Here is a 22,172-nt window from a genome sequence, read left to right on the forward strand (position 1 = left end):
AGATACATGTGGAATACCGGCAGAAAATCCTGCCGGCAGGAAGCTAAGCACAGATCAGTCTTCGATGACCGGCTCGCCTTTGGCACCTCTGTTCTCAGAAGCGGGCATTCCCTCTACAGGATCATCCCACTGGATACATCCCTCTGTCGGACATGCTTCGGCACATGCCGGTACATCATGATATCCTACACACTCAACACATTTGTCTGGGTATACATAGTAAATCTCTTCACCCGTTGGGTTATCATCCTCATCTACGATCGCTTCTACCGGACATTCGTCGATACAAGCTGCACAATTGATACAAGTATCTGTAATAATTACTGCCATTTGTTACTCCTTTAATTGAATATGGTCAAACTATATCAAAAGATTTTTAAGAAATCCTTTAATCTCAGGACAAATGATTCATTTCTTTCAATTAAAAACAAAACCCCGCACTGCAAGATTTCTCTAATTGATAATGACTATATTTACAGCCCGAGGAATTGCCTGATCTCTTCAGTTTTGTCTGTTCTCTCCCAGCTGAATCCCATATCTTCTCTTCCAAAATGGCCATAAGCGGCCGTTTTTTTGTAAATGGGTTTGAGCAAGTCAAGAGAGTCAATGATCCCTTTGGGAGTAAGATCGAAAAGTGCCTCAACGCAGGCAACGATCTTTTCTTCCTCCACATTCGCCGTGCCGTGTGTATCGACATAAATCGAAACCGGCTTTGCCACACCGATGGCATAGGCCACCTGAAGTGTCGCTTTCTCACAGGCACCGGCAGCTACCAGGTTCTTTGCTACATACCGTGCAGCATACGCGGCAGAACGGTCTACTTTCGTAGGATCTTTCCCCGAAAATGCTCCTCCGCCGTGAGGACAGCTTCCCCCGTAGGTATCAACAATGATCTTCCTTCCGGTCAGTCCCGCATCTCCCTGAGGTCCGCCGATGACAAATCGGCCAGTCGGATTGATATGGTACGTGATATCTGTCATATCAATATCATAGTGTGCCAGTACAGGGTCAATGACTTCTTCTCTGACTGCTTTTTGTACCTGTTCAAGTGAAACGGTTTCATGATGCTGTGTTGAAACAACGATCGTATCCACCGCTACGGGATTTCCATCGATATACTTGACAGACACCTGTGCTTTTCCGTCCGGACGCAAAAAAGGTACGGTACCGTTTTTGCGGACTTCTGCCAGTTTTGAAGTAATATGATGTGCCAAAGAAATGGGCAGAGGCATCAATTCTCTGGTCTCTTTGCAAGCATATCCGAACATCAGTCCCTGGTCTCCTGCACCTATCTCACCACTCTCCTGATCAACCCCCTGGTTAATGTCCGGAGACTGTTCTCCAATACCGTTGAGCACACCGGCACTTCTGTAGTCAAATCCATAAGCCGCATCGGTATAGCCGATCTCCCTGACAACTTCTCGCGCAATCTCCTGCATTGGTGCATAGGCGATCGTTTTCAGTTCACCCGCAATAACACAAAAACCATTGCTCAGTAACGTTTCACATGCCACTCTGGCATGCGGATCTCTCTCAATAATGTAATCAAGGATCGCATCAGAGATCTGGTCAGCCATTTTGTCAGGGTGACCCTCGGTTACCGATTCACTTGTAAAAATGTATTCGTTAGCCATTTTTTATTTCCTTTAATATGTAAGTTCGTCCACTGTCACTGAACTTCAATAAACATCTCAAGCAGATATTTATTCAAATCCAGCACCGGTACGCGGCTGCGCACCCTGTTATGATTTTTGTTTTTTGTTTTTTTGGTTCACCCGTGCAGCCAACTGTTCAGGAAGAAGCCCCAGGCTTTCTTCCACCAGCTTTGTATTGCCGTGGGTGATAAACATATCATCATACTCAAAAGAGGTTAATACTATATCCTGCATCTGTTTCCGGCTCAAAAGTTCAAGAATCGCAGACCCCACACCGCCCTGTTTTACAGAATCGGAGAAAATATACCATTGTTTATACTGTTTTCCCAGGGCTTCCAGCATCTCTTCATCCAGAGGCTTGACAAAGCGAAGGTCAAGTACCGCAGGGGTTTTCTCAAGCAGTTCAGCTACCTTCAGTGCCCTGCCTACACCGTTTCCGTACCCGATCAAAAGCATTTCTTCCCCTTCCTGAAGGAGGTTGGATCTGCCCAGTTCAAATGCAGGCTCGTCACTGCGGTCATTTGCCAGAAAAGCGCCTCTTGGATACCGGAAAGCACAGGGATGGTCAAACTCTTTGGCAAAGGCCATACAAAGTTTCATTGTTGTCTCATTGTAGGGTGCGAACAGTGTCATATTCGGTATTGCCCGAAGATACGATATGTCGAACACTCCCTGATGAGTCTCACCGTCTTCCCCTACGATCCCGGCACGATCGAGCGCAAAAGCCACACCCAGATCCATGAGTGCAATATCATGGATCACCTGATCATATCCTCTTTGCAGGAATGTAGAATATATAGTACAAAAAGGCTTGAACCCTTCTTTTGCCAATGGGCCCATCGAAGTGACGGCATGCTGTTCCGCTATGGCAACGTCCCAGAAACGTTCCGGGTATTTTTCCATTACGGCACTCATTCCCGTTCCACTTGGCATAGCCGCTGTCACACCTACTATTTTCTCATCTTCCTCTGCCATTTTCACCAGTGTTTCCGAAAAGACTGCTGTAGCGGTTTTGGGCCCGGCCTTCTTTTCAGATACCCCTGTTTCAAGGTCAAAAGCACTGACACCATGCCAGTGTTCTTTGGTCCCCTCGGCAATTTCATACCCTTTTCCTTTGGTGGTCTGGGCATGAATGATCACAGGTTTCCCCAGTGTTTTTGCTACTTCCATCGTCTCTATCAAAGAGTCAATATTATGTCCGTCCACCGGTCCGATATATTCTATACCCATCTCCTCAAACAGAATACCCGGTGTAATGAGTTTAAAAGAATCTTCAAAACGTTTGGCCATGTAACTTGCACTATCAGGAAAATGATCCAGCATTTTTTCTACTTTTCCTTTGAACTTCTGATAGAAAGAACCCGCCATCGTCTGGGAGAGGAGTTTGGAAATTGCACCGATAGGCTTGGCGATACTCATTTCATTGTCATTGAGAATGATCACAACGGGATATTTTCTGTCACCCAGTTCATTGAGTGCTTCATAAACCATTCCTGCACTCATACTCCCGTCTCCGATGAAAGCTACGGGAATACGGTCTTCTCCTTTGAGCGCAATCGCTTTAGCAGCCCCGACCGCCAGAGAGATAGAAGTTGAACTGTGGCCGGCTACATAATAGTCATATTCTGATTCTTGGGGTTTTGTATAGCCGCAGATTCCGCCAAACTTTCTCAATGTATCGAATTTTTCCCATCTGCCGGTCAAAAGTTTGTGTGCATACGCCTGATGGCTCACATCAAAGATAAAAGGATCTTTTCTGACATCAAATACTTTGTGCATCGCAACAATCAGATCTACTGCACCCATCGTCGAACTGAGATGTCCGCCGGTTTTACTGACTGTAGCAAGGATCTTTTTCCTGATCTTTTCAGCCAGGGCGTTGAGTTCTTCCGAACTGTATGTGCTGATATCGGTCATACTGCCTCTTTTTTAATATATGCATTTAGAAGTTTCTTGGCGAAAGCGATCTGCGTGTCATCATAAGGCAGACCCAATCCTTCCGCTATTTCTCTTATCTCTTTTTTACTCACCGTCCTTACCGCTCCGGATTGTGCGCGCTCTTCGGTAAAAGCACTCAGGTCAAGCGGTTTGACCTCTACTTCTTTTGATCGTACCACTTCGACTTTTTTCAAGAAATAACCTCTGAAAAATGTTTGAAGAAAATATTATTCTGGGCTTCAGTACCGATTGTGATACGCAGTGCATTCATTCCGTAAGACGCCAGATTGCGTATAATGACTCCTCTTCTGAGCAGGGCATCTGCAATTTCGGTCGAATCCATACGGTCATCGAAAAGATACGTGATAAAATTCGTATAACTGTCAATATAGGCAAAACCGTGTTCTTTGGCAAATACTTCATAACGTTTTATCTGTTCCTGATGCAAAGCGATAGACTTTTCTACGAACGTATTGTCTTTACAGGCTTCAATGGCAACACAGAGCGATAAGGTGGTAATATTAAAAGGCGGTCTCATTTTGTACAACTCCCCGATAAGCCCCGCGGGTGCGATACCGTACCCCACACGCATACCGCCAAGTCCGTGCGCTTTGGAAAAGGTACCGAGATAGATCACATTCTCATAACCCAGAAGATCCTTCGGTGTGATGGCATATTTTGCATCTTTTGCAGCGGCATATTCCATATAGGCACCATCAACAACAACCAGCGTGTCCTGATCTACTGCCTCGATGATCTTCAATACTTCTTCCCGCTCGGTCGCATCCCCTGTCGGATTGTTCGGGGTACAGATATAAATGATTTTAGGTTTATGTTCTTCATAGGCTTCTATAAACTCATCATACTTGTGTTCCCAGCTTTTCGTACGTATGACCTGCGCCCCCATCTGTCTGGCATAGATTTCATACATAGCGAAAGTGACAGCGGACATCAGTATGGAAGTCTCTTCGTTCAACAGTGCCCTTGAAATAAATTCAAGTACCTGATCGGATCCTGCACCAATGATGATATTCTTCTCTCCGACAGAAAATTTGGCCCCCAATGCCGCTTTGAGTTCAAACATACTGTCATCCGGATAAAGGTGCGCGATATCCGCATTGGATCGTATGACTTTGGCTATTGCAGGATTGGTCCCGATCGGATTTTCATTGGAGGCAAGCTTAACGACATCTTTTGCATCGATCCCGAATTCGCGTACGACCAGTTCAATGGGTTTGCCCGCTTCATAGGTTCGAATCGTTTCCAAAACTTTGTTGAATTTCACTTTTTATTCCTTTTTGGTGGGATAGCCCCACCCTGCGTTGGACTTCTTTTAAATATCGTCCCGTTCTTTGACATAAGATCCGAGTACTTTAATCTCATCTTCGTGTTTTTTCAGTATTTCAGCGATATCTTTGTCATCCTTATGTCCGTTGAACTCCAGGAAGAATACTGATTTTCCCTCTACAATATGTGATTTTATCTTTGTCAGATTCACTTTGGCTTTTTCAAAATCATTCAGAAAATCAACCAAAGCCCCCGGCTTATTGGCAAGCTTGACCAAAATGGATGTCTTATCCTCTCCGGAAGGCTGATTTTCAAAATTGGATACCACAAAAAAACGTGTCCGGTTATTCGTATCGTCTTCTATATTCTCGAACAGAATCGGAAGTGTATACATTTTGGCCGCCACGGAAGGACAGAGTGCCGCTGTGGTTTCATCTGCCGCTGCAAGCTTCGCCGCTTTTGCTGTCGATTCGACCGGTACATGTTCTATCTCGTCAAGTCCGAGATCCTGAAGAAATTTCCGGCACTGGCCAAAAGCGATATCTTTGGAATAAATCTTTTTGATATTTTTAATATCTTCATTCAAAGTGGCAAAGCAGAGATGCACATCGATTACTACTTCCGCAATGATCTTCAGATCATAGGCATCCAGACAGTTGATCGTATCCGTAACGATCCCGTTGGAACTGTTCTCAATGGGGATCACACCAAATTTTGCCGTTCCTTTGCTCACTTCTCTGAAAACACCGGGAATGGAGCTGATGGGAAGATAGGTACTCAGGGCACCGAACTTGCTCTCCGCAGCCTGATGGGTAAAACTTGCTTCAGGACCGAGAAAAGCAACTGCTTCGGGTAGTTCAAGGTTTCTGGCCACTGCAAACATTTCCAAAAAAAGAGCATCTATCGCGCCATTCGTCAGTTTACCGTTGTTTTGTGCTTTAAGGCGGTTCAGAATTGCCTGTTCGCGTTCAGGCCGATAAATGGGAGCGCCGGTGGTATTTTTCAGTTCGCCTACCTGATGTACCAGATCCATTCGCTCATTATATAGCGCCAACAGCGTATCATCGATTTTGTCGATCTTTTTTCTGAGTTCGTCCAAGGCCATTCATTCTCCCTTTTTACTTATGCGTTCCGCTGTAGGAACTCTTTCTCCAGACGTATCTGGTCTTCATATGTTTCACGTCTCCTGATCAGTCTGTCATTCCCCGCTTCCAGGGCAACTTCTGCCGGTTTGGGACGGGTATTGTAGTTGCTGGCCATGGTAAACCCGTAGGCACCCGCCGAATGTACCACAATAAGGTCATTGTGCTTCAGCGGCGGAAGCGGTACGTTTTTCCCGAAGAAGTCACCGCTTTCACATACAGGCCCGACAACATCTGCGAGCGTTTTTTCTCCCTCGACCATTACGGCATCGATCTTGTGATAGGCATTGTAGAGACTCGGACGGATAAGATCATTCATCCCGCCATCCACAATCACAAACCGTTTGCCGTCATTCACTTTTTCATACAATACACTGGTAAAAAATGCTCCGGCATTGGCCACCATATAACGGCCCGGTTCACACAGCAGAGTCACATCAAGCCCTTTGGTCGCCTCAAAGATCGTTTCGGCATAGTCACGCACAGGGATCGTCACCTCATCACTGTAAACCACACCAATCCCGCCGCCGACATCAAAGAATTTGATATCGATCTTGATCGCTTTGAGCGAACGTACCAGATCAGCGACGATCACCGCTGCTTCTTTGATGGGTTCGAGCTTGGTCAGCTGAGAACCGATATGAAAATGGATGCCAACCGGATTGAGATATTCGGATTTGTTCGCGTAGATATACATCCGTTTTGCCATATCGATCTCGACACCGAACTTGTTTTCATGCAAACCGGTTGAAATATACGGATGGGTCTGCGGGTCGATATTCGGATTGACACGGATGGAAATACGTGCTTCCCGGCCAAGCTCTTTGGCTACGGTTTCGACACGTTTCATCTCTGCCTCGCTCTCAAGGTTCAACAGCAGAATATCTTTTTGCAGTGCTTCGCGTATCTCGTCATCACGTTTGCCTACACCCGAAAAAACGATTTTGTATTTATCTATGCCCGCATCCAATGCACGTCTCACTTCTCCGATACTCACACAGTCCGCTCCTGCACCAAGCTGTGCCAAATGGGCAATGACCGATAAATTCGAGTTTGCTTTTACCGCGTAGTTGATCAGTGATTTTTTTCCGGCAAAGGCCTCTTTCAGTGTACTGTACCGATTTCCGATATAGTCAAAATCATATACATAGAGTGGCGTGCCGTACTTCTGTGCCAATGCTTTATAATCAATATCCATTCCATTCTCTTTCTGTTTTCATTTGTAATTTATATGGGAATAGCAAAAAAAACCCATACAGTATTTTCAGGTGATTTTATCTAAAAGTCGCTAAGAGAGAGATAGCCGCTTTCAATACAGTGTTCTGTACAAGGCTGCAAGCAACGCAAATACACTGTTGGCATACTGTTTTGCATGCTTCCCCAAAAGCGGTTTATTTTCTATGAAAATCTCTTAAAAAAATATCACTCAGGTGATTTTTCGTTCATCGGTAAAAAAGACATAGATAGCGAAGATCCATAAAATAACGATGGGAGCAATGGCTGTCAGTTCGGGAACAAGTACCCCGTTCGCACCGATCTGCTCCAGTCCAAAAAGGATCCCCCATACCAGAAAGGTAGCCCCAAGAGAGAGTGCGACAACCCCTCCTAAATTCATCATTCTGGCATGGAAAGGAAGTTTAAAAAACAAAATGATGAGCAAGGCAAGGGCAAAGAGCGGGACAATAGCTTTGTCATAGATCGCTGCACGGATCTTGTCTGAATTGAGATTTTGTTTCCGAAGCAGTTTCCATGTATTGTAGGCATCGATGATATTCAGGGCTTTCCCTTCATAAAGAGATTCGATGATCTTGGGTTTATATCCGTGCAGCGTAGCAATACGTTCTTTCCTGTCCACACTGTAGCGAATCAGTTTGCCTTTTTTATAGATATGGGTTTTAACTGTTGCATCCTGTGCGATCCACTCATCTGAATGAAAAACGGCTACCGGGGCACTGATCGTATAGCGGACCTGGTTGCCGGAAACTTTGAAAATAGTGATCCCTTCGATCTTTTTTTTCACCGGATCAAGTTTTTTAATGTAAACGAAAGTATCGTTATATTTAAAAAACATATCATTGACATTATAGGCATGGACCTGGTTATCCAAAAGCATATTCGCTTTGTCTTTTGCATAGGAAAAATCTGTTGTATGCAAATAAAGAAAAAGTGCATAGGTCAGAGATGCTACAACAAAAATGGGAAGAAAAAGTCTTTTTTTAGTGTAGCCGAATGCATGCAATGCTCCCATGGTATTGTTTTTGACAAGTGCCAGTTTGGTCATGATCACAGCAAAAACGATCGCCAGAGGATACAGCATACCCAATGCTTCCTGCCACATATAGAAAATATAAAGTATTTTATAGTTGGAAGAAGTATTCAGCTCCTGTGCATACTGAAAATAGTCAATCGCTGCAAAAGCGAAAGAGAGGCCGAAGAGAATCGCCAAAAGATTGTTGATATAGTGTTTTGCCAAATAGCGAAAATGCAAAGAAGGGTAAAATAACGACATATTACCCCAGTCCTTCTATGGACTTCAGGCTGTATTTCGATTTGACTGTATTAAGCTCTTCCGACAGCAGTGCTTTGCATGCCTGCACCACATGTTCGATGAGTTTTGTCAAATGCAGGTTCTCTTCTGCACTGAAAGGGTGCAGTACATAGTCTGCAACCTGTGACTTATATTCGGGCTTGCCTACTCCGACACGTACACGAATATAGTCTTTGCCTATGTGCGTATCCAGGGAACGCAAACCGTTATGTCCGCCGTGTCCGCCGCCTTTTTTGAAACGTACAGCACCGAACGGCAGATCGATGTCATCATGGATCACGATAATATCTTCTAGCTCTATCTTGAAAAACTGTTTGACGATCTCAACAGACTTCCCCGAAAGGTTCATAAAAGTAGCAGGTTTTAAAAAAAAAGTATTAGCAGTACGGTAAAGTGTGCCTTCAAAGGCATTTTTGGAGATGTCTCTGGCGCCAAGCTCATCGACGAGTTTATCGATGACCCTGAAGCCGATATTGTGCCGTGTCTCTTCGTATTTCGATCCCGGATTCCCCAGACCTACGAAGAGTGTCACGACGATACTTTCATTATTTGGATTTAATGACACCGCATACGGCAACGTCCGGTCTGTCCATCATTTTGCAGTCAGACGGAACTTCGATATCTCTTATGAGGATAGAGTCGTCTCTGTTGAGCGGCTCAACATCCAAGTCAAATTTCGCAGGCATATTTTCAATAGCCCCTCTTACTTTCACTCTTCTTTTAGACATAACCAGTACACCTTTGTTCTTCAAACCTACCGGTGTTCCGTGTGTGACAACCGGTACAAGAAAATCTGTCACCTGCCCGGGAACGGTTACTCTAAGGTCTACGTGTACCACTTCTCCGTGAACAGGGTGCAGTTGATATTCCTGGATCACAACATCCAATTCTTTATCACCGACCTTTACGGGAAATGCAAGGTTCTCCTTATTTCTGACTGCTCTCATAAATTCACCGCGTTTAAATGCAGCTTGAATGTTCTCTACGCCGTTTGCGTAAAGATTTGCAGTCAGATAACCATCTCTTCTAAGCTTCTTTGCAGTAGTCTTTCCGATACTCTCTCTAACGATACCTTCTAACATGTTTTGTCCTTAAATTAAAATAGAAACGGATTATATCGAAATAATTTTAAGAAAAACTGTGATTACTCTTCTTCGGATTTGAAATCAAAATATTCATCATTTTGCCGGGCTGCATTGTCATCTACAATTGCACCTTTTCCCACCCCCTGCATTTTCAGTTTCAAGTCTGCCGGATTTGTGGCATATTCCAGTGCCACTTCATTGCTGATCTCACCTTTTTTAATGAGATCGAGGAGTGCCTGGTCAAACGTTTGTGTTCCATAGATCTCCTTCCCGTCAAACAGTGCATCCGGAATCTCTGCGTCTCTGTTTTCTGCGATAAGCTGTTCGATCCTTGCTGTCTTTTTCAGGATTTCGATCCCGGCTATCCTTCCGCCGCGTTTGGTAGGAATAAGTCTCTGGGAGATAACGCCTTCAAGTACCGATGCCAATGACATTCTGATACGGTTCTGCTCTTCATTGCTGAACATACCGACAATTCTGTCGATCGTTTCTTTGGCATCCAGTGTATGCAGTGTCGAGAAAACAAGGTGACCGGTATTGGCTGCATGCAAAGCAATATCGATGGTTTCAAGGTCCCGCATTTCCCCCACGAGTATAATATCAGGGTCTTCTCTCAGTGCAGCTCTGAGCGCATCGGAGAAAGAGTGGGTATCCTGCCCCACACTTCTCTGGTTGATCAGACAGCCCTTGTCCCTGTGTACAAATTCTATCGGGTCTTCAATCGTAATAACATGCTTTTTTGTTTCATTGTTTATCTTGTCAAGAATAGCGGCGAGGGTCGTTGATTTGCCCGAACCGGTCACGCCTGTTACCAATACAAGACCACGCTGTATCGTTGTAAACGTTTTGATCACTTCGGGAAGTTTGAGTTCATCGAGAGAAAGGATTTTTACCGGAATCAAACGAAACACAGCACTCAGACCGTCCATCTGGTAGAAAATGTTCACACGAAAGCGATGGTCTTCTCCCAGTTTGTAACTGAAATCCAGTGTTCTGTCATTGACCAGTCTCTCATATTGCCCTTCCGTTGTGATCTCCCGAACCATTTCATCTACCATGTCGGCAGTCAAAGTGTCTTTCCCCAATACTTTCAGGACACCGTGAATACGTACTCTTATCTGGGAAGAAGCTTTAATGTGAAGGTCACTCCCTTCATTGCTGATCAGTGTTCTGAGATAAAGTTTAAGTTTCTCTTCCATTATGCTGTTTCTCCCAATTGATGTTATTCGATACTCTTCAACATGTCCTGAAACGCTTTTTCAAACGCTTCAAGGCCGTCTTTCAGCAAAGAATCATACACTGCCTGCATATCAAAACCGCAATCTTTCAGCTTGGTAAAGTAGCCGTTGATCTCGGCATCTTCCAGAGGCAGCTTCGGTGCGGTCGCTTTTTTGGCAAGATAGGCTTCGATCGTTCCGAGCGGTGCCGTATTGACAGAGTGCGGTGCCAAAAGCTCTCTGATATAGTAATCTGCCGGCAAATTATCCCCCTTTACACCTGTACTGGCAAAAAGCGTTCGAATGTTCGGTGTATAGTTCTTTTCAATAATATTGTAAATCTTTGCCGCATTGTAAATACCCGTTTTGGCCACATCCATTCCCTCTTCGGCGAGATCGGCATCGAGCAGTCTGTCAAAGCGGCTGACAAATACAGAAATGACCGCATTGACCTTTCCGCCGCCTGTTGCATCATATTCATGCAGACCTGCTGTCATAAACTTTAGACAGCGTCTGGCCTGCTCGGGAGAAAAGATCAGGGTGGCATTGACAGATATCCCCATAGAAAGCAGCTCTCTCATGGCTTCATATCCGGCATTGGTCGCCGGTACTTTTATCATCACATTCGGCTCACCGATCGCACGGAAAAGCCTTTTCCCTTCTTCTATCGTTCCCTTGGTATCATTGGAAAGGAAAGGATCGACCTCTATGGAAATATATCCGTCATTGGCAGTATCGTAGGCATGTCTCAATGCCTGGGCTGCCGTACGGATATCTTCTATCGCCAGTGCTTCATACTTTTCTTTGGCACTTTTGCCTTGAAGGGATGCCAACTGTTCTCTATAGGCCGGAGATGTTGTGATTGCCGAAGCAAAAATAGAAGGGTTGCTCGTCGCACCGTTAATAATCCCTTCATCTATCAATTTTGAAAAATCATTTTTAAGAAATTCTCTTTCCACAAAATCCAGCCATAATGAGAACTTCAATTCTCTGTCTACCATTCCTCTTCCTTATAATTCCATGTAAAATGCTGCCAGCTGCCCAGATCACTCGGTTTCTGCAGTGCCGCTTCAAGTTCATCGAGATATCTGTCCCGCGGAACAACTTCAGCACCCAGACCGACCATATGATCTGTTTTCATCTGGCAATCTATAAAATCATAGCCTTTAGCGCCTAAAACATCACTTAGTGCTTTGAAAGCCACTTTGGATGCATCTGAAGCCAAAGAGAACATTGATTCTCCAAAAAAAACTTTTCCCATAGCAAGGCCGTAAAGTCCGCCGACAAGTTCTTCTTCCCTGTACACCTCGACACTGTGCGCAAATCCTTCCTCATGCAAGCGTATATAGGCTTCCTGCATATCGGGAACGATCCACGATCCGCCCTGTCCTTCTCTGGGCACAGTGGCACAGTAACGTATTACTTTTGCAAAAGCATGATCGAATTTTACCTTGTATTTTCCGCTCCGCAGTACCCGCCTGAAAGATTTTCGCACTTTGAATTTTCCGGGATAAAGCAACAGACGGGGGTCAGGTGACCACCACAATATAGGATCACCCTCGTTATACCAGGGAAAAATACCTTTTTTGTAAGCGGTCAGAAGGCGGGAAGAAGAGAGGTCCCCGCCATAGGCCAAAAGACCCTCATCGGATGCATAGCGCGGGTTGGGGAAACTGTACGAGTAGTGACTCAATGGAGGGATCAGGTATTCCTCCTCATCGAACATGGAAGCCATATCAAAAATCCTCCAGGGATTTTTGGATGGAGGATGGAGAATTGAGGATTGATGATGACAAGTGCCGGTCCAGCACCACGTAGGGTGCTGTCTCCCGACAGCATCTTACGGTTTGAAACATGTTACGCTCCAAACACAAAGCTGAGTTTCCCGTTTTTAAAGCCGACCTTGACCAGACCGCCTTTTTTCAATTTTCCAAAAAGGATCTCTTCGGTCAGTGCCTCTTTGATCTTTTCATCGATGACACGGGCAATATGCCTTGCACCGTAACGCTCGTCATATCCTTCTTTGGCAAGATATTCTTTGGCTTTTTTGCTGACTTTTACCCTTATTTTTTTAGGTTTCAGCAAAAGATTGAGCTTGCCAACTTCTACCTCTGCAATGGAAACAAGCGTTTTCAGGTCAAGCGTATTGAATTCTACCACCGCACTCAGACGGTTCATGAATTCAGGCGCAAAAAAGGCTTTGAGTGCCTTGTCCGTTTTCATGGAAGTGTCTTTGTTGAATCCCATAACATTGGCTTCTTTGGTCCCTATGTTGGAAGTCATGATAAGAATAACATTCTTGAAATCACTCACTACGCCGTTATTGTCCGTCAGCTTGGCACCGTCCATTACCTGAAGCAGAATATTCATGATGTCCGGATGCGCCTTTTCTATTTCATCAAGCAGCAATACAGTATGCGGATGTTTCTTGATCATTTCTGTCAATAATCCGCCCTGTTCATATCCTACATAACCCGGAGGGGCACCAACCAGACGGCTAATGGTATGTGCTTCCATGTATTCACTCATATCAAGACGCTCGAAATGAACATGCAGTGTTTCTGCCAGCTGCGTCGCCAAAGCGGTTTTCCCTACCCCGGTAGGACCTACAAACAGAAAAGAACCTATTGGTCTGTCCGGTGCATTCAGTCCGGCATAGGAACGTTTGATTGCGGTAGCGAGTTCTTCAATCGCCTGATCCTGCCCGATAATATGTGCCGCCAAGTCTTTTTGCAGTGTTTTGAGTTTCTTTGTATCATCTGTCCCTATCACCGTGGAAGGAAGTTTCATCATCTTTGCCACACTCGCCTCAATGTCTTTGGGTTTAACCGTTACACCCTCTTTCCCCCGAAGCATAAAATGGGCACCCACTTCATCGATGATATCCATCGCTTTATCCGGTAAAAACCGGTCATGCAGGTATTTCACCGAAAGGTCAATCGCCGACTGCAATGCAGCATCGGTAAACTCGATATTGTGGTATGCTTCATATTTATGCTGTATCCCTTTGAGGATGGTAAAGGTATCAGCAATACTCGGTTCTTCCACATCGATCTTTGCAAAACGGCGGCTCAATGCCTTGTCTTTGTCAAAAAAGTTTCTGAACTCCTGATAGGTCGTGGCACCAATACACTTGAGATCACCTCTTGCCAGTGCCGGTTTGAGCAGATTGGAAGCATCCATGCTTCCGCCGCTTGTTGCCCCCGCTCCGACCATTGTATGTATCTCATCGATAAAAAGAATCGCATCATCCATGCCGCTCAGTTCTTTAATGATTCCCTTAAGACGTTTTTCAAAATCACCGCGGTATTTCGTTCCTGCGATCAGCGCACCCATATCCAAAGCGAAAACTTTGGCATTTTTCAGTACTTCGGGGACTTCTCCTTCGGAAATTTTCAGAGCCAGACCTTCTGCAATAGCTGTTTTTCCGACACCCGGCTCCCCTACAAGAAGCGGGTTGTTCTTCTTTCGGCGGCAAAGTGTCTGCATGACACGTTCTATCTCATCGGTACGTCCGACCACAGGGTCTATCTTTCCGGTCCCGGCCAAAGCTACCAGTTCAATGGTGAACTGTTCGAGTACCGTTTCCTCTTTTTTCGGTTTCTCGGCTTCTGTTGCTATCTCTTCATGGCTGTGGCTTATGACTTCAAGGACATCCACACGTGAGATCCCCTCTTTTTTCATCAGGTACACAGCATAGGAATGTTCTTGCATAAAGATCGCCGCGATCATATCGCCGATACTTGCTTCTGTACGCCCTGCAGAATGGATATGTGTCATCATATCGTTAATGGCGCGCGAAAGCGCTACGGTTTCAAAAGGTTCTACTGCCTCTTTAAGGGAGGGGATGGTTTTTTGGATATGCTCCACGATCCCGTCTTCAAGCATTGTTGTATCTGCATCGAGCATAGAAAATATTGCCTGTCCCTCTTCACTTCTGACCACAGAGAGGAACACGTGTTCCACCGTCAGGTATTCATGCCTGTTTTCTTTGGCATATTTCACTGCATTTTTAAATACATCATTGAGTGCAATACTGATCATCTTGTTTTTCCTTTATGCATCTTCTTCAATTGTCGCCAAAAGGGGAAATTCATTCTTTTTTGCAAGCTGTTTGACCTGTTCCACTTTTGTCTGTGCGATCTCAAAGCTGTAGATACCGCATACCGCTTTGCCCTTTTCATGCACCTGCAGCATGATCTGAACAGCTTCTTCAGGTGTTTTATGGAAAATGCCTGTGAGTATTTCCACCACAAAATCCATACTGGTATAATCGTCATTGTGCAGCAATACCCTGAACATTCTTGGCTCGTCCAACTCCAGTGCTGTTTCAAATTCTTCTTCAAACTTTGGCATATTGTGTTAAGATTCCTTATCAATTATGTTTTTTACTGTTATATTATACATAAAATTTGGAGATTTTCAAGTGTCATCGCTTTTCATTACGGCTACGGGTACCAATATAGGCAAAACCCGCACAACCCTCAAACTTATTGAAACACTGGCGGCACAGGGATACAGTGTCGGTGTCTACAAACCTATTGAAACCGGTGTGACAGACATACCCGCAGATGCCGCTGTCCTTCTTGAAGCCTGCCGGAAGGTCAACAACGCATTTAAAGAACTTACACCCGCAGATATTACAGCGTATACGTTCGAACTCCCCGCTGCCCCTTTCTGCGCCGATGAAAACAAACGTATCACCCCTGAAATGCTCATCGAAAAACATAAAGCACTTTCCGGGCTGTGCGACATCCTGCTTATAGAAGGTGCAGGCGGTCTTATGGTACCGATCACCAAAGAATATCTGATGCTCCACTTCATCAAAGAACTTGACTGCCCTGCACTGCTCGTTACGCCCAGCCGTCTGGGATGCATCAATGATACACTGCTTTCCATGATGGCGCTTCGGTCATTCGATATCGGTTTTGACTGGTGTGTCAACCTCTATGAAGACAAAGAGGATTTTGCCAAAGTCACACAGCCCTACTATGATGCCATTTTCCCGGAGTGGTGGAGTGTCGAAGAAGGACTCGGAGATTTTGCCGCTTCTTTTACTGTCAATCCGATATAATATGAATTCGGAATAGGCACAAGACAATGATCTTGAATGCATCATCCGGGATGCAACACGTCACACCCCATAGAGGATACCCATGCAACACTTGGTAGATACAACCGATTTTTCAGATATTCAAATAGCACAGCTGCTTCATGATGCCAGAACATTCAAGGCACAGCGTCCTCCCCAGCTTTTGAGGGATAAACTGCTCATTACCCTTTTTTTTGAAGCATCGACACGTACAAGGAGCTCCTTTGAAGTAGCTGCAAAGCGGCTTGGTGCAGCGATAGTACATCTTGACCCCAGCAGAAGTTCGACCAAAAAAGGGGAGTCGCTTGAAGATACATTCGCCAACCTCTGTGCCATGGAACCTGACGGGGTCATCATCAGACATACGGACAATGATGCACCGCAGCAGCTTGCCCAAATGCAAATGACTTCCGTCATCAATGCAGGTGCGGGAAATTATGCCCATCCGACACAGGCACTGCTTGATCTTTTTACGCTTACCGAACACTTTAATGGCCAGATAAAAAATAAAACGATCGCCATCGTCGGCGATATCGTCTCCTCCAGAGTCGCCAGTTCCGGTATCCGTCTGCTGACACGTATGGGGATGAACGTATTGCTCGTAGCCCCGGAACCCTTTATGCCCCAAAGTGATCTGCCGCAGTATGAGCACCTTGAAGATGTCCTTGACCGGGTAGATGTCATCATGAGCCTTCGTGCACAGCTCGAACGCCATGCCTCTCCCCTGTTTGACGACTATGCAGAATATGCCAAACACTACTGCATTACAAAAGAGCGTCTCAAAGAGCGAAATATTCTCATACTCCACCCCGGACCGGTCATGCGCAACATAGATATTTCTGACGAAATGCTTGACGATCCCCGGTGCAAAGTACTCGAACAGGTCAGGAACGGTGTCTATATGAGAATGGCTATTTTAAAATTACTGCTGCTTGACAGCAGTCATTAACACCCCGACCTGCAAGGAAACAGATGTCTTGGTTCACAAAAGAGGAGGGCTTTGAACAAATAAATAAATTAGGCCAAGCCAGAACGCCATTCCTCTTCATCATCTCCTATGACAAAAAAAAAATATTCGCCCAGCCGTTGGACCGGCTTGATAATGACATCTTCTACAAACTTGAAGCGTGGCGTAACTATCCGGTAAAAAAAAGAGACAGGAACTACACTTTTTCCACATCACCCGTCGCTTTTGAAACGTACAGAAAAGCAATGGAACAGATCATGGAAGAGATACGCTCCGGCAATACCTATCTTCTGAACCTGACATTCCGTACAGCCGTAGAAAGCAACCTTTCCCTCAAAGAGATATTTACCTATGCCAGGGCAAAATTCAAACTCTATTTTAAAAATGAATTTATCTGTTTTTCACCTGAAATGTTCGTCAGAATAGAAGGGAACACTATCTCTACCTACCCGATGAAGGGTACCATTGATGCCAATATTCCCCATGCTGAAGCACGCATACTTTCAAATGAAAAAGAGATGGCGGAACATGTTATGATCGTTGATCTTATGCGTAATGACCTTGGCATTGTCGGTACAGATGTCAAAGTTGAAAAATTTCGCTATACCGACAAAATCAGAGCCGGACAGAAAGAGCTGCTGCAAGTCAGTTCTCAGATCACAGCCAAACTGCCCGGGACATGGCATGGGAAGCTCGGTGAAATACTCGATGCCCTTACTCCCGCCGGTTCCATTACCGGTACACCTAAAAAAAGCACTGCTTCCATCATAGACCGTATAGAAAACTATGACCGTACATTCTATACTGGCATCTTTGGCATTTTTGACGGCAATGCCCTGCGCTCCAGTGTTATGATACGCTATATGGAAAAAGAAGGGGAACACCTCTTTTATAAAAGCGGCGGGGGCATCACCATCGATTCCGATGCCAGGGAAGAATACAAAGAGTTGACAGACAAAATATATCTGCCTTTTTAGAAATACGTCTTCTTTTATAAAAATACCGATTTCTCTGTGTGCTTCGGCAGGCTAATAGTATTTTTGTACATACATATGAGGCAGGTAAGCCATCACTGCCAGCATAAGCAGTACCATCATACCGCTGTAGAGCCAAATAAACTTGGGGTTTTTGGAAAGCATGAAACCGCCTATGAACCCGACCGTCAAGCCTCCGATATGGGCACTGACATCTACCGAAGCCATGGAAAACCCGATCACCAGGTTCAGAAGAACGATCACTGTAAATTCTTTCATGAATGTACGGGTATGCTCCCCAAGATGCTTTCGGTGAGCAATAAAAAATCCTGCCAGCGCACCAAATACACCAAAAATAGCGCCAGAGGCCCCTATGCCTACACTTTCAGGATGTACATACAGTGATGCCAGGCCGCCTATAAGCCCCGAAAAGAAGTAAACAGCCAGGTAGGATTTTGTATCGAAATACATTTCCATACCCCGGCCAATAATATAAAGTGAAACCATATTCATCAGTATATGCGTCATACCGCCGTGCAGGAACATGGCAGTAAAAAGCCGCCACCATTCTCCCCTGAGTACAGTGAGCGGGCCATAAAGCGCTCCCATGTCGACAAGTACCTGCATATTCATATCGGCAATACTGCCGCTCAGCAGTGCAGAAAAAAGGTATATTACACTGTTGACTGCAATAATGGTATAGGTGATCCTGTAACGTGAAAATTCTTTCATAGTGATTCTGTCAAATCAGCAGATAGCTTCAACAAAAAGTACACCGTCTACCCCTGAACGGGCGATCTTCACTATCTCTTTTTCATCATGAATGAGCACAAGCACTTTACTGTCAAACAGATATTCCTGTGCGATCGGCTGTATCAGCAATGCTTCTTCTTCCGTACAGATGATATAGTCTGCCCCCAGAGCATTGGAAAAAAGAGCCTCCTTGAGACTGTTGACAGTAATGGCATATGCAATATTGTTCTGCTGACAGTACTGTGCAAGTTCTACCGCATCGACCAAAGGTTCAAGAAGCACAATATCATCCGCTTTGCTGTTCGCAATATCTTCACGGCAAAAAACTTTACAGAAACGTTTACTTGCCACCCACGGATGTCCAATAATGATCATATCGATTCCTTTTACACTGAATTATTATAGTTTGCCGGCACACTCATCACAATAGTATTTGCCATGGATTATCGTGCTCTCTTTTGTCGTTACATAGGTACCGCATTTACTGCACTCAACCAGTGTATCTTCCTCAATTTTTTTCTGTTCTTTGCTCTTTGCTTTGGGCATACTCGGCAATTGTCCACCGAAAAACCGATAGATCATTACAGCGACTATCGCAAAAATAAGTAATTTTAAAATCATATTTCTTTCTTTATATAGAGATAGTTTCTCTGGTCTTTTTGTATTATATCATAACTCATTTGACCTTCCACCTGCGCCACTTCATCAAACACACGGCTTCCTTTGTAAAAAAGGTATTCCGTATGTGCATCGCTGATACGGGAAGTGAGGTCGAGCAGCAACTTCGTATTTGTCACAGCCCGGGAGCTGATCATGTCGAAAGCTTCGTGTTCCACCGCTTCGACCCGTTTGGCTTCCACCTTCACATTTTTCAACCCGAGATCCATGGCGGCATACTTCAGGAAGGAGACCCGCTTCTTCAGCGGTTCCGCAAGCACGACATCGGTATCAGGCAGCGCAATCGCCAGTACCAGCCCGGGAAAACCCGCCCCCGTCCCCACATCCAACAGTGTTTGGGGTATTTGTATGAAGGTCAGAGGGTACAGCGCATCTATAATGTTGTCATAAATTGCCGCAACCGTTTTGGCTCCTGTCAGATTATGTACCTGGTTCCATTCATGCAGCAAGAGGGCAAAACGCTCCAATGTTTCAATCACCTCATCAGAAACCGAAATCTTCTCCTCGTTCAAATAACGCTTTAAATCCATTCATTCACCATTCAACGTTTCTCATTGACAACTGTTATCAGCCCATTCTCTTCCAGCCTCTGCACAAAAACCAAAAGGTCATTCTTCAGCACTTCCTCTTCCACATCATACTGTTCCAAAAGCACACTCAGCACCTCCGGAAGTGTTTCATTTTTCTGCATCGCCTGCCAGATGGATGTACCTACTTCATCAAGCCCGAAATAATTCTCGGAATCCATATCGAGCAGGACCATTTCACCGTCCACTTCCTGGGCAAAAACGGTGTCTGAAAAACTGATCTTTTGGCTGAATGCTATCATCTTGGTTTCCTTTTAGAGAAAATGTCCCAATTCGTCTTTCTTCGTTTTGAGATACTTTTCATTGTACGGGTTGGGTTTGATCCTGATGGGAAGGCGTTCCACAATCTCTATGCTTCCGAGACTTTCAATCTTTCTGGGATTGTTTGTCAAAAGCTTGAGTTTTGAAATATTGAAATGTTTCAAAATATATTCAACGATCTCATAGGTACGCTCATCAGCGGAAAAACCAAGCTGATGGTTCGCTTCGACCGTGTTGTAGCCTTTGTCCTGCAAAGCATAGGCATTAACCTTGTTGAGCAAACCAATGTTTCTGCCTTCCTGCCGGTGGTAGATGAGCATACCCCCCTCTTTGGCGATAAGCTCCAGCGCAAAATGGAGCTGCTCACCGCAGTCGCATTTAACAGAGCCGAGTGCATCGCCCGTCAGACACTCGGAATGGACTCTCACAATGGGCACGTCCGAAAGGTCATCGCTGAAAAGGGCCAAATGTTCTTTTCCGTCGTCGCAATCGGTTATCTCTTTGAAAGCCTGTATTTTAAAAGTACCGTATTTGGTCGGTAAGGTAGCGATCTGTGATATCTCTATGTTTTTCATGGTGGAATTATACAGAAACAATTGATAATTAATAATTAACAATTAATAATTAGTGTAAAATAAAAGAATTTATTTTTAAAGGCAGTCAGATAATGTTCACACGTTTTAGAAGAAAAAGGATCCACCCCGTATTAAGAAACCTCCTGCAGGAGACACACTTGAGTGTCAATGACTTCATGTACCCTCTCTTTGCCAGAAGCGGAGAAGGCATCAAGGATGAAGTAGCTTCCATGCCGGGCGTTTACCAAATGAGCATCGATGAGATCATCAAGGAATGTGGCACACTTAAAGATCTTGGCATTAAAGCGATCATTCTTTTCGGTATTCCCGATGTGAAAGACAGTGTAGGGTCTGACGCAATGTGCGAACACGGGATCATGGCCGAAACAGTCAGAGCTGTCAAAGCAGCCCACCCGGACATATTCGTTGTCACCGACCTCTGTTTCTGTGAATACACAGACCATGGACACTGCGGTGTACTCGACCCTGTTCTTGAAACGGTTGACAATGACATTACACTTGACAACCTGGCCAGACAGGCTGTGGTACACGCCAAGGCCGGTGTTGACATGATCGCACCGAGCGGCATGATGGACGGGATGATCCAGGCGATCAGAAAAGGGCTTGACAGTGCAGGATTTGTCAACCTCCCGGTCATGAGCTACTCGACCAAATTTGCTTCGGCCTACTACGGACCGTTCAGGGATGTCGCCGAAAGCAGCCCGAGTTTCGGAGACAGAAGAAGCTACCAGATGAACCCGGCGAACCGGACCGAAGCCATTGCCGAAAGCGTAGCGGACGAACAGGAGGGAGCGGACATACTGATGGTCAAACCGGCACTGGCCTATATGGATATCATCCGTGACGTCAAGAACAACACCAGCATGCCGTTGGCAGTCTACAACGTCAGCGGCGAATACTCTATGCTCAAAATGGCCGCCAAAGCAGGTGTGATAGACTATGACAAGGTCATGATGGAAACACTGCTCGGTTTCAAACGTGCCGGTGCGGATATCATCATCACCTATCATGCGAAGGAAGCAGCGAAGATTTTGGGGAAATAATGATACATCCCCCTTATATTTTCAAGATTACCATAAGTCAGGGGTGAGGATACCCCCTGGCCTACACATTTTTGCCGCTCACATACATAGCACGTATATCCTCCTTTTTACTTACTTCCCATTATCTTGACAAAAGTGATACATTTTTTGTCAATTCTTTTGCTATAATCCGCTCCATGAAGCTCAAAAACAAAACCGCCGCCTTTTTTGCCCTGCTGATTTTACTGCTCATAGGCTTCATTCTCTATCAGAGCCTCAAGGCCCCTATATCTGTGGTCATACAGGCAGGGCATGAGGGACGTACCTGCGGCAATACCGGCGCGGTGTGCAAAAACTACAAAGAAGTAGC

25 protein-coding genes are annotated in these 22,172 nt (G+C 45.1%); 4 read left to right on the forward strand and 21 right to left on the reverse strand.

Annotated elements, in window-relative coordinates; translation table 11 throughout:
• Positions 1 to 54: 54 nt before the first annotated feature.
• The 15 genes from F8L24_RS10315 to F8L24_RS10385 form a co-directional block, all read right to left on the reverse strand.
• On the reverse strand, positions 55 to 330 hold the full coding sequence (locus F8L24_RS10315; protein WP_294955352.1) for a 4Fe-4S dicluster domain-containing protein: 276 nt from the start codon (positions 328 to 330) through the stop codon (positions 55 to 57).
• Between the two features lie 143 nt (positions 331 to 473).
• Positions 474 to 1,634 carry a methionine adenosyltransferase gene (metK, locus tag F8L24_RS10320; protein WP_294955354.1) on the reverse strand — a complete coding sequence of 387 codons (1,161 nt, stop codon included), beginning with the start codon at positions 1,632 to 1,634 and terminating at the stop codon, positions 474 to 476.
• Positions 1,635 to 1,742: 108 nt separating this feature from the next.
• Positions 1,743 to 3,572 (reverse strand): 1-deoxy-D-xylulose-5-phosphate synthase, encoded by a 1,830-nt coding sequence (dxs, locus tag F8L24_RS10325; RefSeq protein ID WP_294955356.1) that lies wholly within the window; start codon positions 3,570 to 3,572, stop codon positions 1,743 to 1,745.
• Positions 3,569 to 3,787 (reverse strand): hypothetical protein, encoded by a 219-nt coding sequence (locus F8L24_RS10330; RefSeq protein WP_294955358.1) that lies wholly within the window; start codon positions 3,785 to 3,787, stop codon positions 3,569 to 3,571. The genes dxs and F8L24_RS10330 overlap by 4 nt, the downstream gene beginning before the upstream one ends.
• The gene (hisC, locus tag F8L24_RS10335; RefSeq protein ID WP_294955360.1) at positions 3,784 to 4,878 is read right to left on the reverse strand and encodes a histidinol-phosphate transaminase; all 1,095 of its coding nucleotides are present in this window, start codon (positions 4,876 to 4,878) and stop codon (positions 3,784 to 3,786) included. The genes F8L24_RS10330 and hisC overlap by 4 nt, the downstream gene beginning before the upstream one ends.
• Positions 4,879 to 4,926: 48 nt before the next feature.
• On the reverse strand, positions 4,927 to 5,985 hold the full coding sequence (gene pheA, locus F8L24_RS10340; protein WP_294955362.1) for a chorismate mutase: 1,059 nt from the start codon (positions 5,983 to 5,985) through the stop codon (positions 4,927 to 4,929).
• Between the two features lie 17 nt (positions 5,986 to 6,002).
• Complete coding sequence (gene lysA / locus F8L24_RS10345) at positions 6,003 to 7,220, reverse strand: diaminopimelate decarboxylase (RefSeq protein WP_294955364.1); 1,218 nt, start codon at positions 7,218 to 7,220, stop codon at positions 6,003 to 6,005.
• Between the two features lie 228 nt (positions 7,221 to 7,448).
• The gene (locus F8L24_RS10350; RefSeq protein ID WP_294955365.1) at positions 7,449 to 8,531 is read right to left on the reverse strand and encodes an LptF/LptG family permease; all 1,083 of its coding nucleotides are present in this window, start codon (positions 8,529 to 8,531) and stop codon (positions 7,449 to 7,451) included.
• A 1-nt stretch (position 8,532) separates the two neighbouring features.
• Entirely contained in the window at positions 8,533 to 9,102 is a 570-nt protein-coding gene (gene pth, locus F8L24_RS10355; RefSeq protein ID WP_294955367.1) for an aminoacyl-tRNA hydrolase, read from the reverse strand.
• 13 nt (positions 9,103 to 9,115) lie between these two features.
• Entirely contained in the window at positions 9,116 to 9,652 is a 537-nt protein-coding gene (locus F8L24_RS10360; RefSeq protein ID WP_294955369.1) for a 50S ribosomal protein L25/general stress protein Ctc, read from the reverse strand.
• A 62-nt stretch (positions 9,653 to 9,714) separates the two neighbouring features.
• Positions 9,715 to 10,854: a PilT/PilU family type 4a pilus ATPase gene (locus F8L24_RS10365; RefSeq protein ID WP_294955370.1), complete on the reverse strand. Its 1,140-nt coding sequence runs from the start codon at positions 10,852 to 10,854 to the stop codon at positions 9,715 to 9,717.
• Positions 10,855 to 10,877: 23 nt separating this feature from the next.
• Positions 10,878 to 11,873 (reverse strand): transaldolase, encoded by a 996-nt coding sequence (locus tag F8L24_RS10370; RefSeq protein WP_294955371.1) that lies wholly within the window; start codon positions 11,871 to 11,873, stop codon positions 10,878 to 10,880.
• Positions 11,867 to 12,607, reverse strand: a complete 741-nt coding sequence (aat, locus tag F8L24_RS10375; RefSeq protein ID WP_294955372.1) for a leucyl/phenylalanyl-tRNA--protein transferase — start codon at positions 12,605 to 12,607, stop codon at positions 11,867 to 11,869. Before aat ends, F8L24_RS10370 begins: the two co-directional genes overlap by 7 nt.
• A 122-nt stretch (positions 12,608 to 12,729) precedes the next feature.
• A complete protein-coding gene (gene clpA / locus F8L24_RS10380) occupies positions 12,730 to 14,916 on the reverse strand; it encodes an ATP-dependent Clp protease ATP-binding subunit ClpA (RefSeq protein WP_294955373.1) in 2,187 nt (728 codons plus the stop codon).
• 12 nt (positions 14,917 to 14,928) lie between these two features.
• On the reverse strand, positions 14,929 to 15,228 hold the full coding sequence (locus F8L24_RS10385) for an ATP-dependent Clp protease adaptor ClpS (RefSeq protein WP_294955374.1): 300 nt from the start codon (positions 15,226 to 15,228) through the stop codon (positions 14,929 to 14,931).
• A gap of 70 nt (positions 15,229 to 15,298) precedes the next feature.
• Here F8L24_RS10385 and bioD point away from each other — a divergent pair, with 70 nt between their 5' ends.
• From bioD to F8L24_RS10400, 3 genes are all read left to right on the forward strand, one after another.
• Entirely contained in the window at positions 15,299 to 15,946 is a 648-nt protein-coding gene (gene bioD, locus F8L24_RS10390; RefSeq protein ID WP_294955375.1) for a dethiobiotin synthase, read from the forward strand.
• Between the two features lie 82 nt (positions 15,947 to 16,028).
• On the forward strand, positions 16,029 to 16,913 hold the full coding sequence (locus tag F8L24_RS10395; RefSeq protein ID WP_294955376.1) for an aspartate carbamoyltransferase catalytic subunit: 885 nt from the start codon (positions 16,029 to 16,031) through the stop codon (positions 16,911 to 16,913).
• Between the two features lie 23 nt (positions 16,914 to 16,936).
• Entirely contained in the window at positions 16,937 to 17,908 is a 972-nt protein-coding gene (locus tag F8L24_RS10400) for an aminodeoxychorismate synthase component I (RefSeq protein WP_294955377.1), read from the forward strand.
• A gap of 51 nt (positions 17,909 to 17,959) precedes the next feature.
• On the opposite strand, the gene F8L24_RS10405 is transcribed toward F8L24_RS10400, so the two are convergent.
• From F8L24_RS10405 to ribA, 6 genes are read right to left on the reverse strand one after another with little or no spacing between them, the layout of a single operon-like run.
• Positions 17,960 to 18,637 carry a rhomboid family intramembrane serine protease gene (locus F8L24_RS10405; RefSeq protein WP_294955378.1) on the reverse strand — a complete coding sequence of 226 codons (678 nt, stop codon included), beginning with the start codon at positions 18,635 to 18,637 and terminating at the stop codon, positions 17,960 to 17,962.
• A 15-nt stretch (positions 18,638 to 18,652) separates the two neighbouring features.
• A complete protein-coding gene (locus tag F8L24_RS10410; protein ID WP_294955380.1) occupies positions 18,653 to 19,033 on the reverse strand; it encodes a hypothetical protein in 381 nt (126 codons plus the stop codon).
• A gap of 24 nt (positions 19,034 to 19,057) precedes the next feature.
• Complete coding sequence (locus F8L24_RS10415; protein ID WP_294955381.1) at positions 19,058 to 19,279, reverse strand: PP0621 family protein; 222 nt, start codon at positions 19,277 to 19,279, stop codon at positions 19,058 to 19,060.
• Complete coding sequence (gene rsmG, locus F8L24_RS10420; RefSeq protein ID WP_294955382.1) at positions 19,276 to 19,866, reverse strand: 16S rRNA (guanine(527)-N(7))-methyltransferase RsmG; 591 nt, start codon at positions 19,864 to 19,866, stop codon at positions 19,276 to 19,278. The genes F8L24_RS10415 and rsmG overlap by 4 nt, the downstream gene beginning before the upstream one ends.
• Before the next feature lie 11 nt (positions 19,867 to 19,877).
• Positions 19,878 to 20,165: a PqqD family protein gene (locus F8L24_RS10425; RefSeq protein ID WP_294955383.1), complete on the reverse strand. Its 288-nt coding sequence runs from the start codon at positions 20,163 to 20,165 to the stop codon at positions 19,878 to 19,880.
• Between the two features lie 12 nt (positions 20,166 to 20,177).
• Positions 20,178 to 20,759 carry a GTP cyclohydrolase II gene (gene ribA / locus F8L24_RS10430; RefSeq protein WP_294955384.1) on the reverse strand — a complete coding sequence of 194 codons (582 nt, stop codon included), beginning with the start codon at positions 20,757 to 20,759 and terminating at the stop codon, positions 20,178 to 20,180.
• Between the two features lie 92 nt (positions 20,760 to 20,851).
• Here ribA and hemB point away from each other — a divergent pair, with 92 nt between their 5' ends.
• Positions 20,852 to 21,823, forward strand: a complete 972-nt coding sequence (hemB, locus tag F8L24_RS10435; protein ID WP_294955385.1) for a porphobilinogen synthase — start codon at positions 20,852 to 20,854, stop codon at positions 21,821 to 21,823.
• Positions 21,824 to 22,172: the final 349 nt, after the last annotated feature.

The sequence above is a fragment of the Sulfurovum sp. genome, from assembly GCF_015493435.1.
In the GTDB taxonomy this organism is placed as follows: domain Bacteria; phylum Campylobacterota; class Campylobacteria; order Campylobacterales; family Sulfurovaceae; genus Sulfurovum.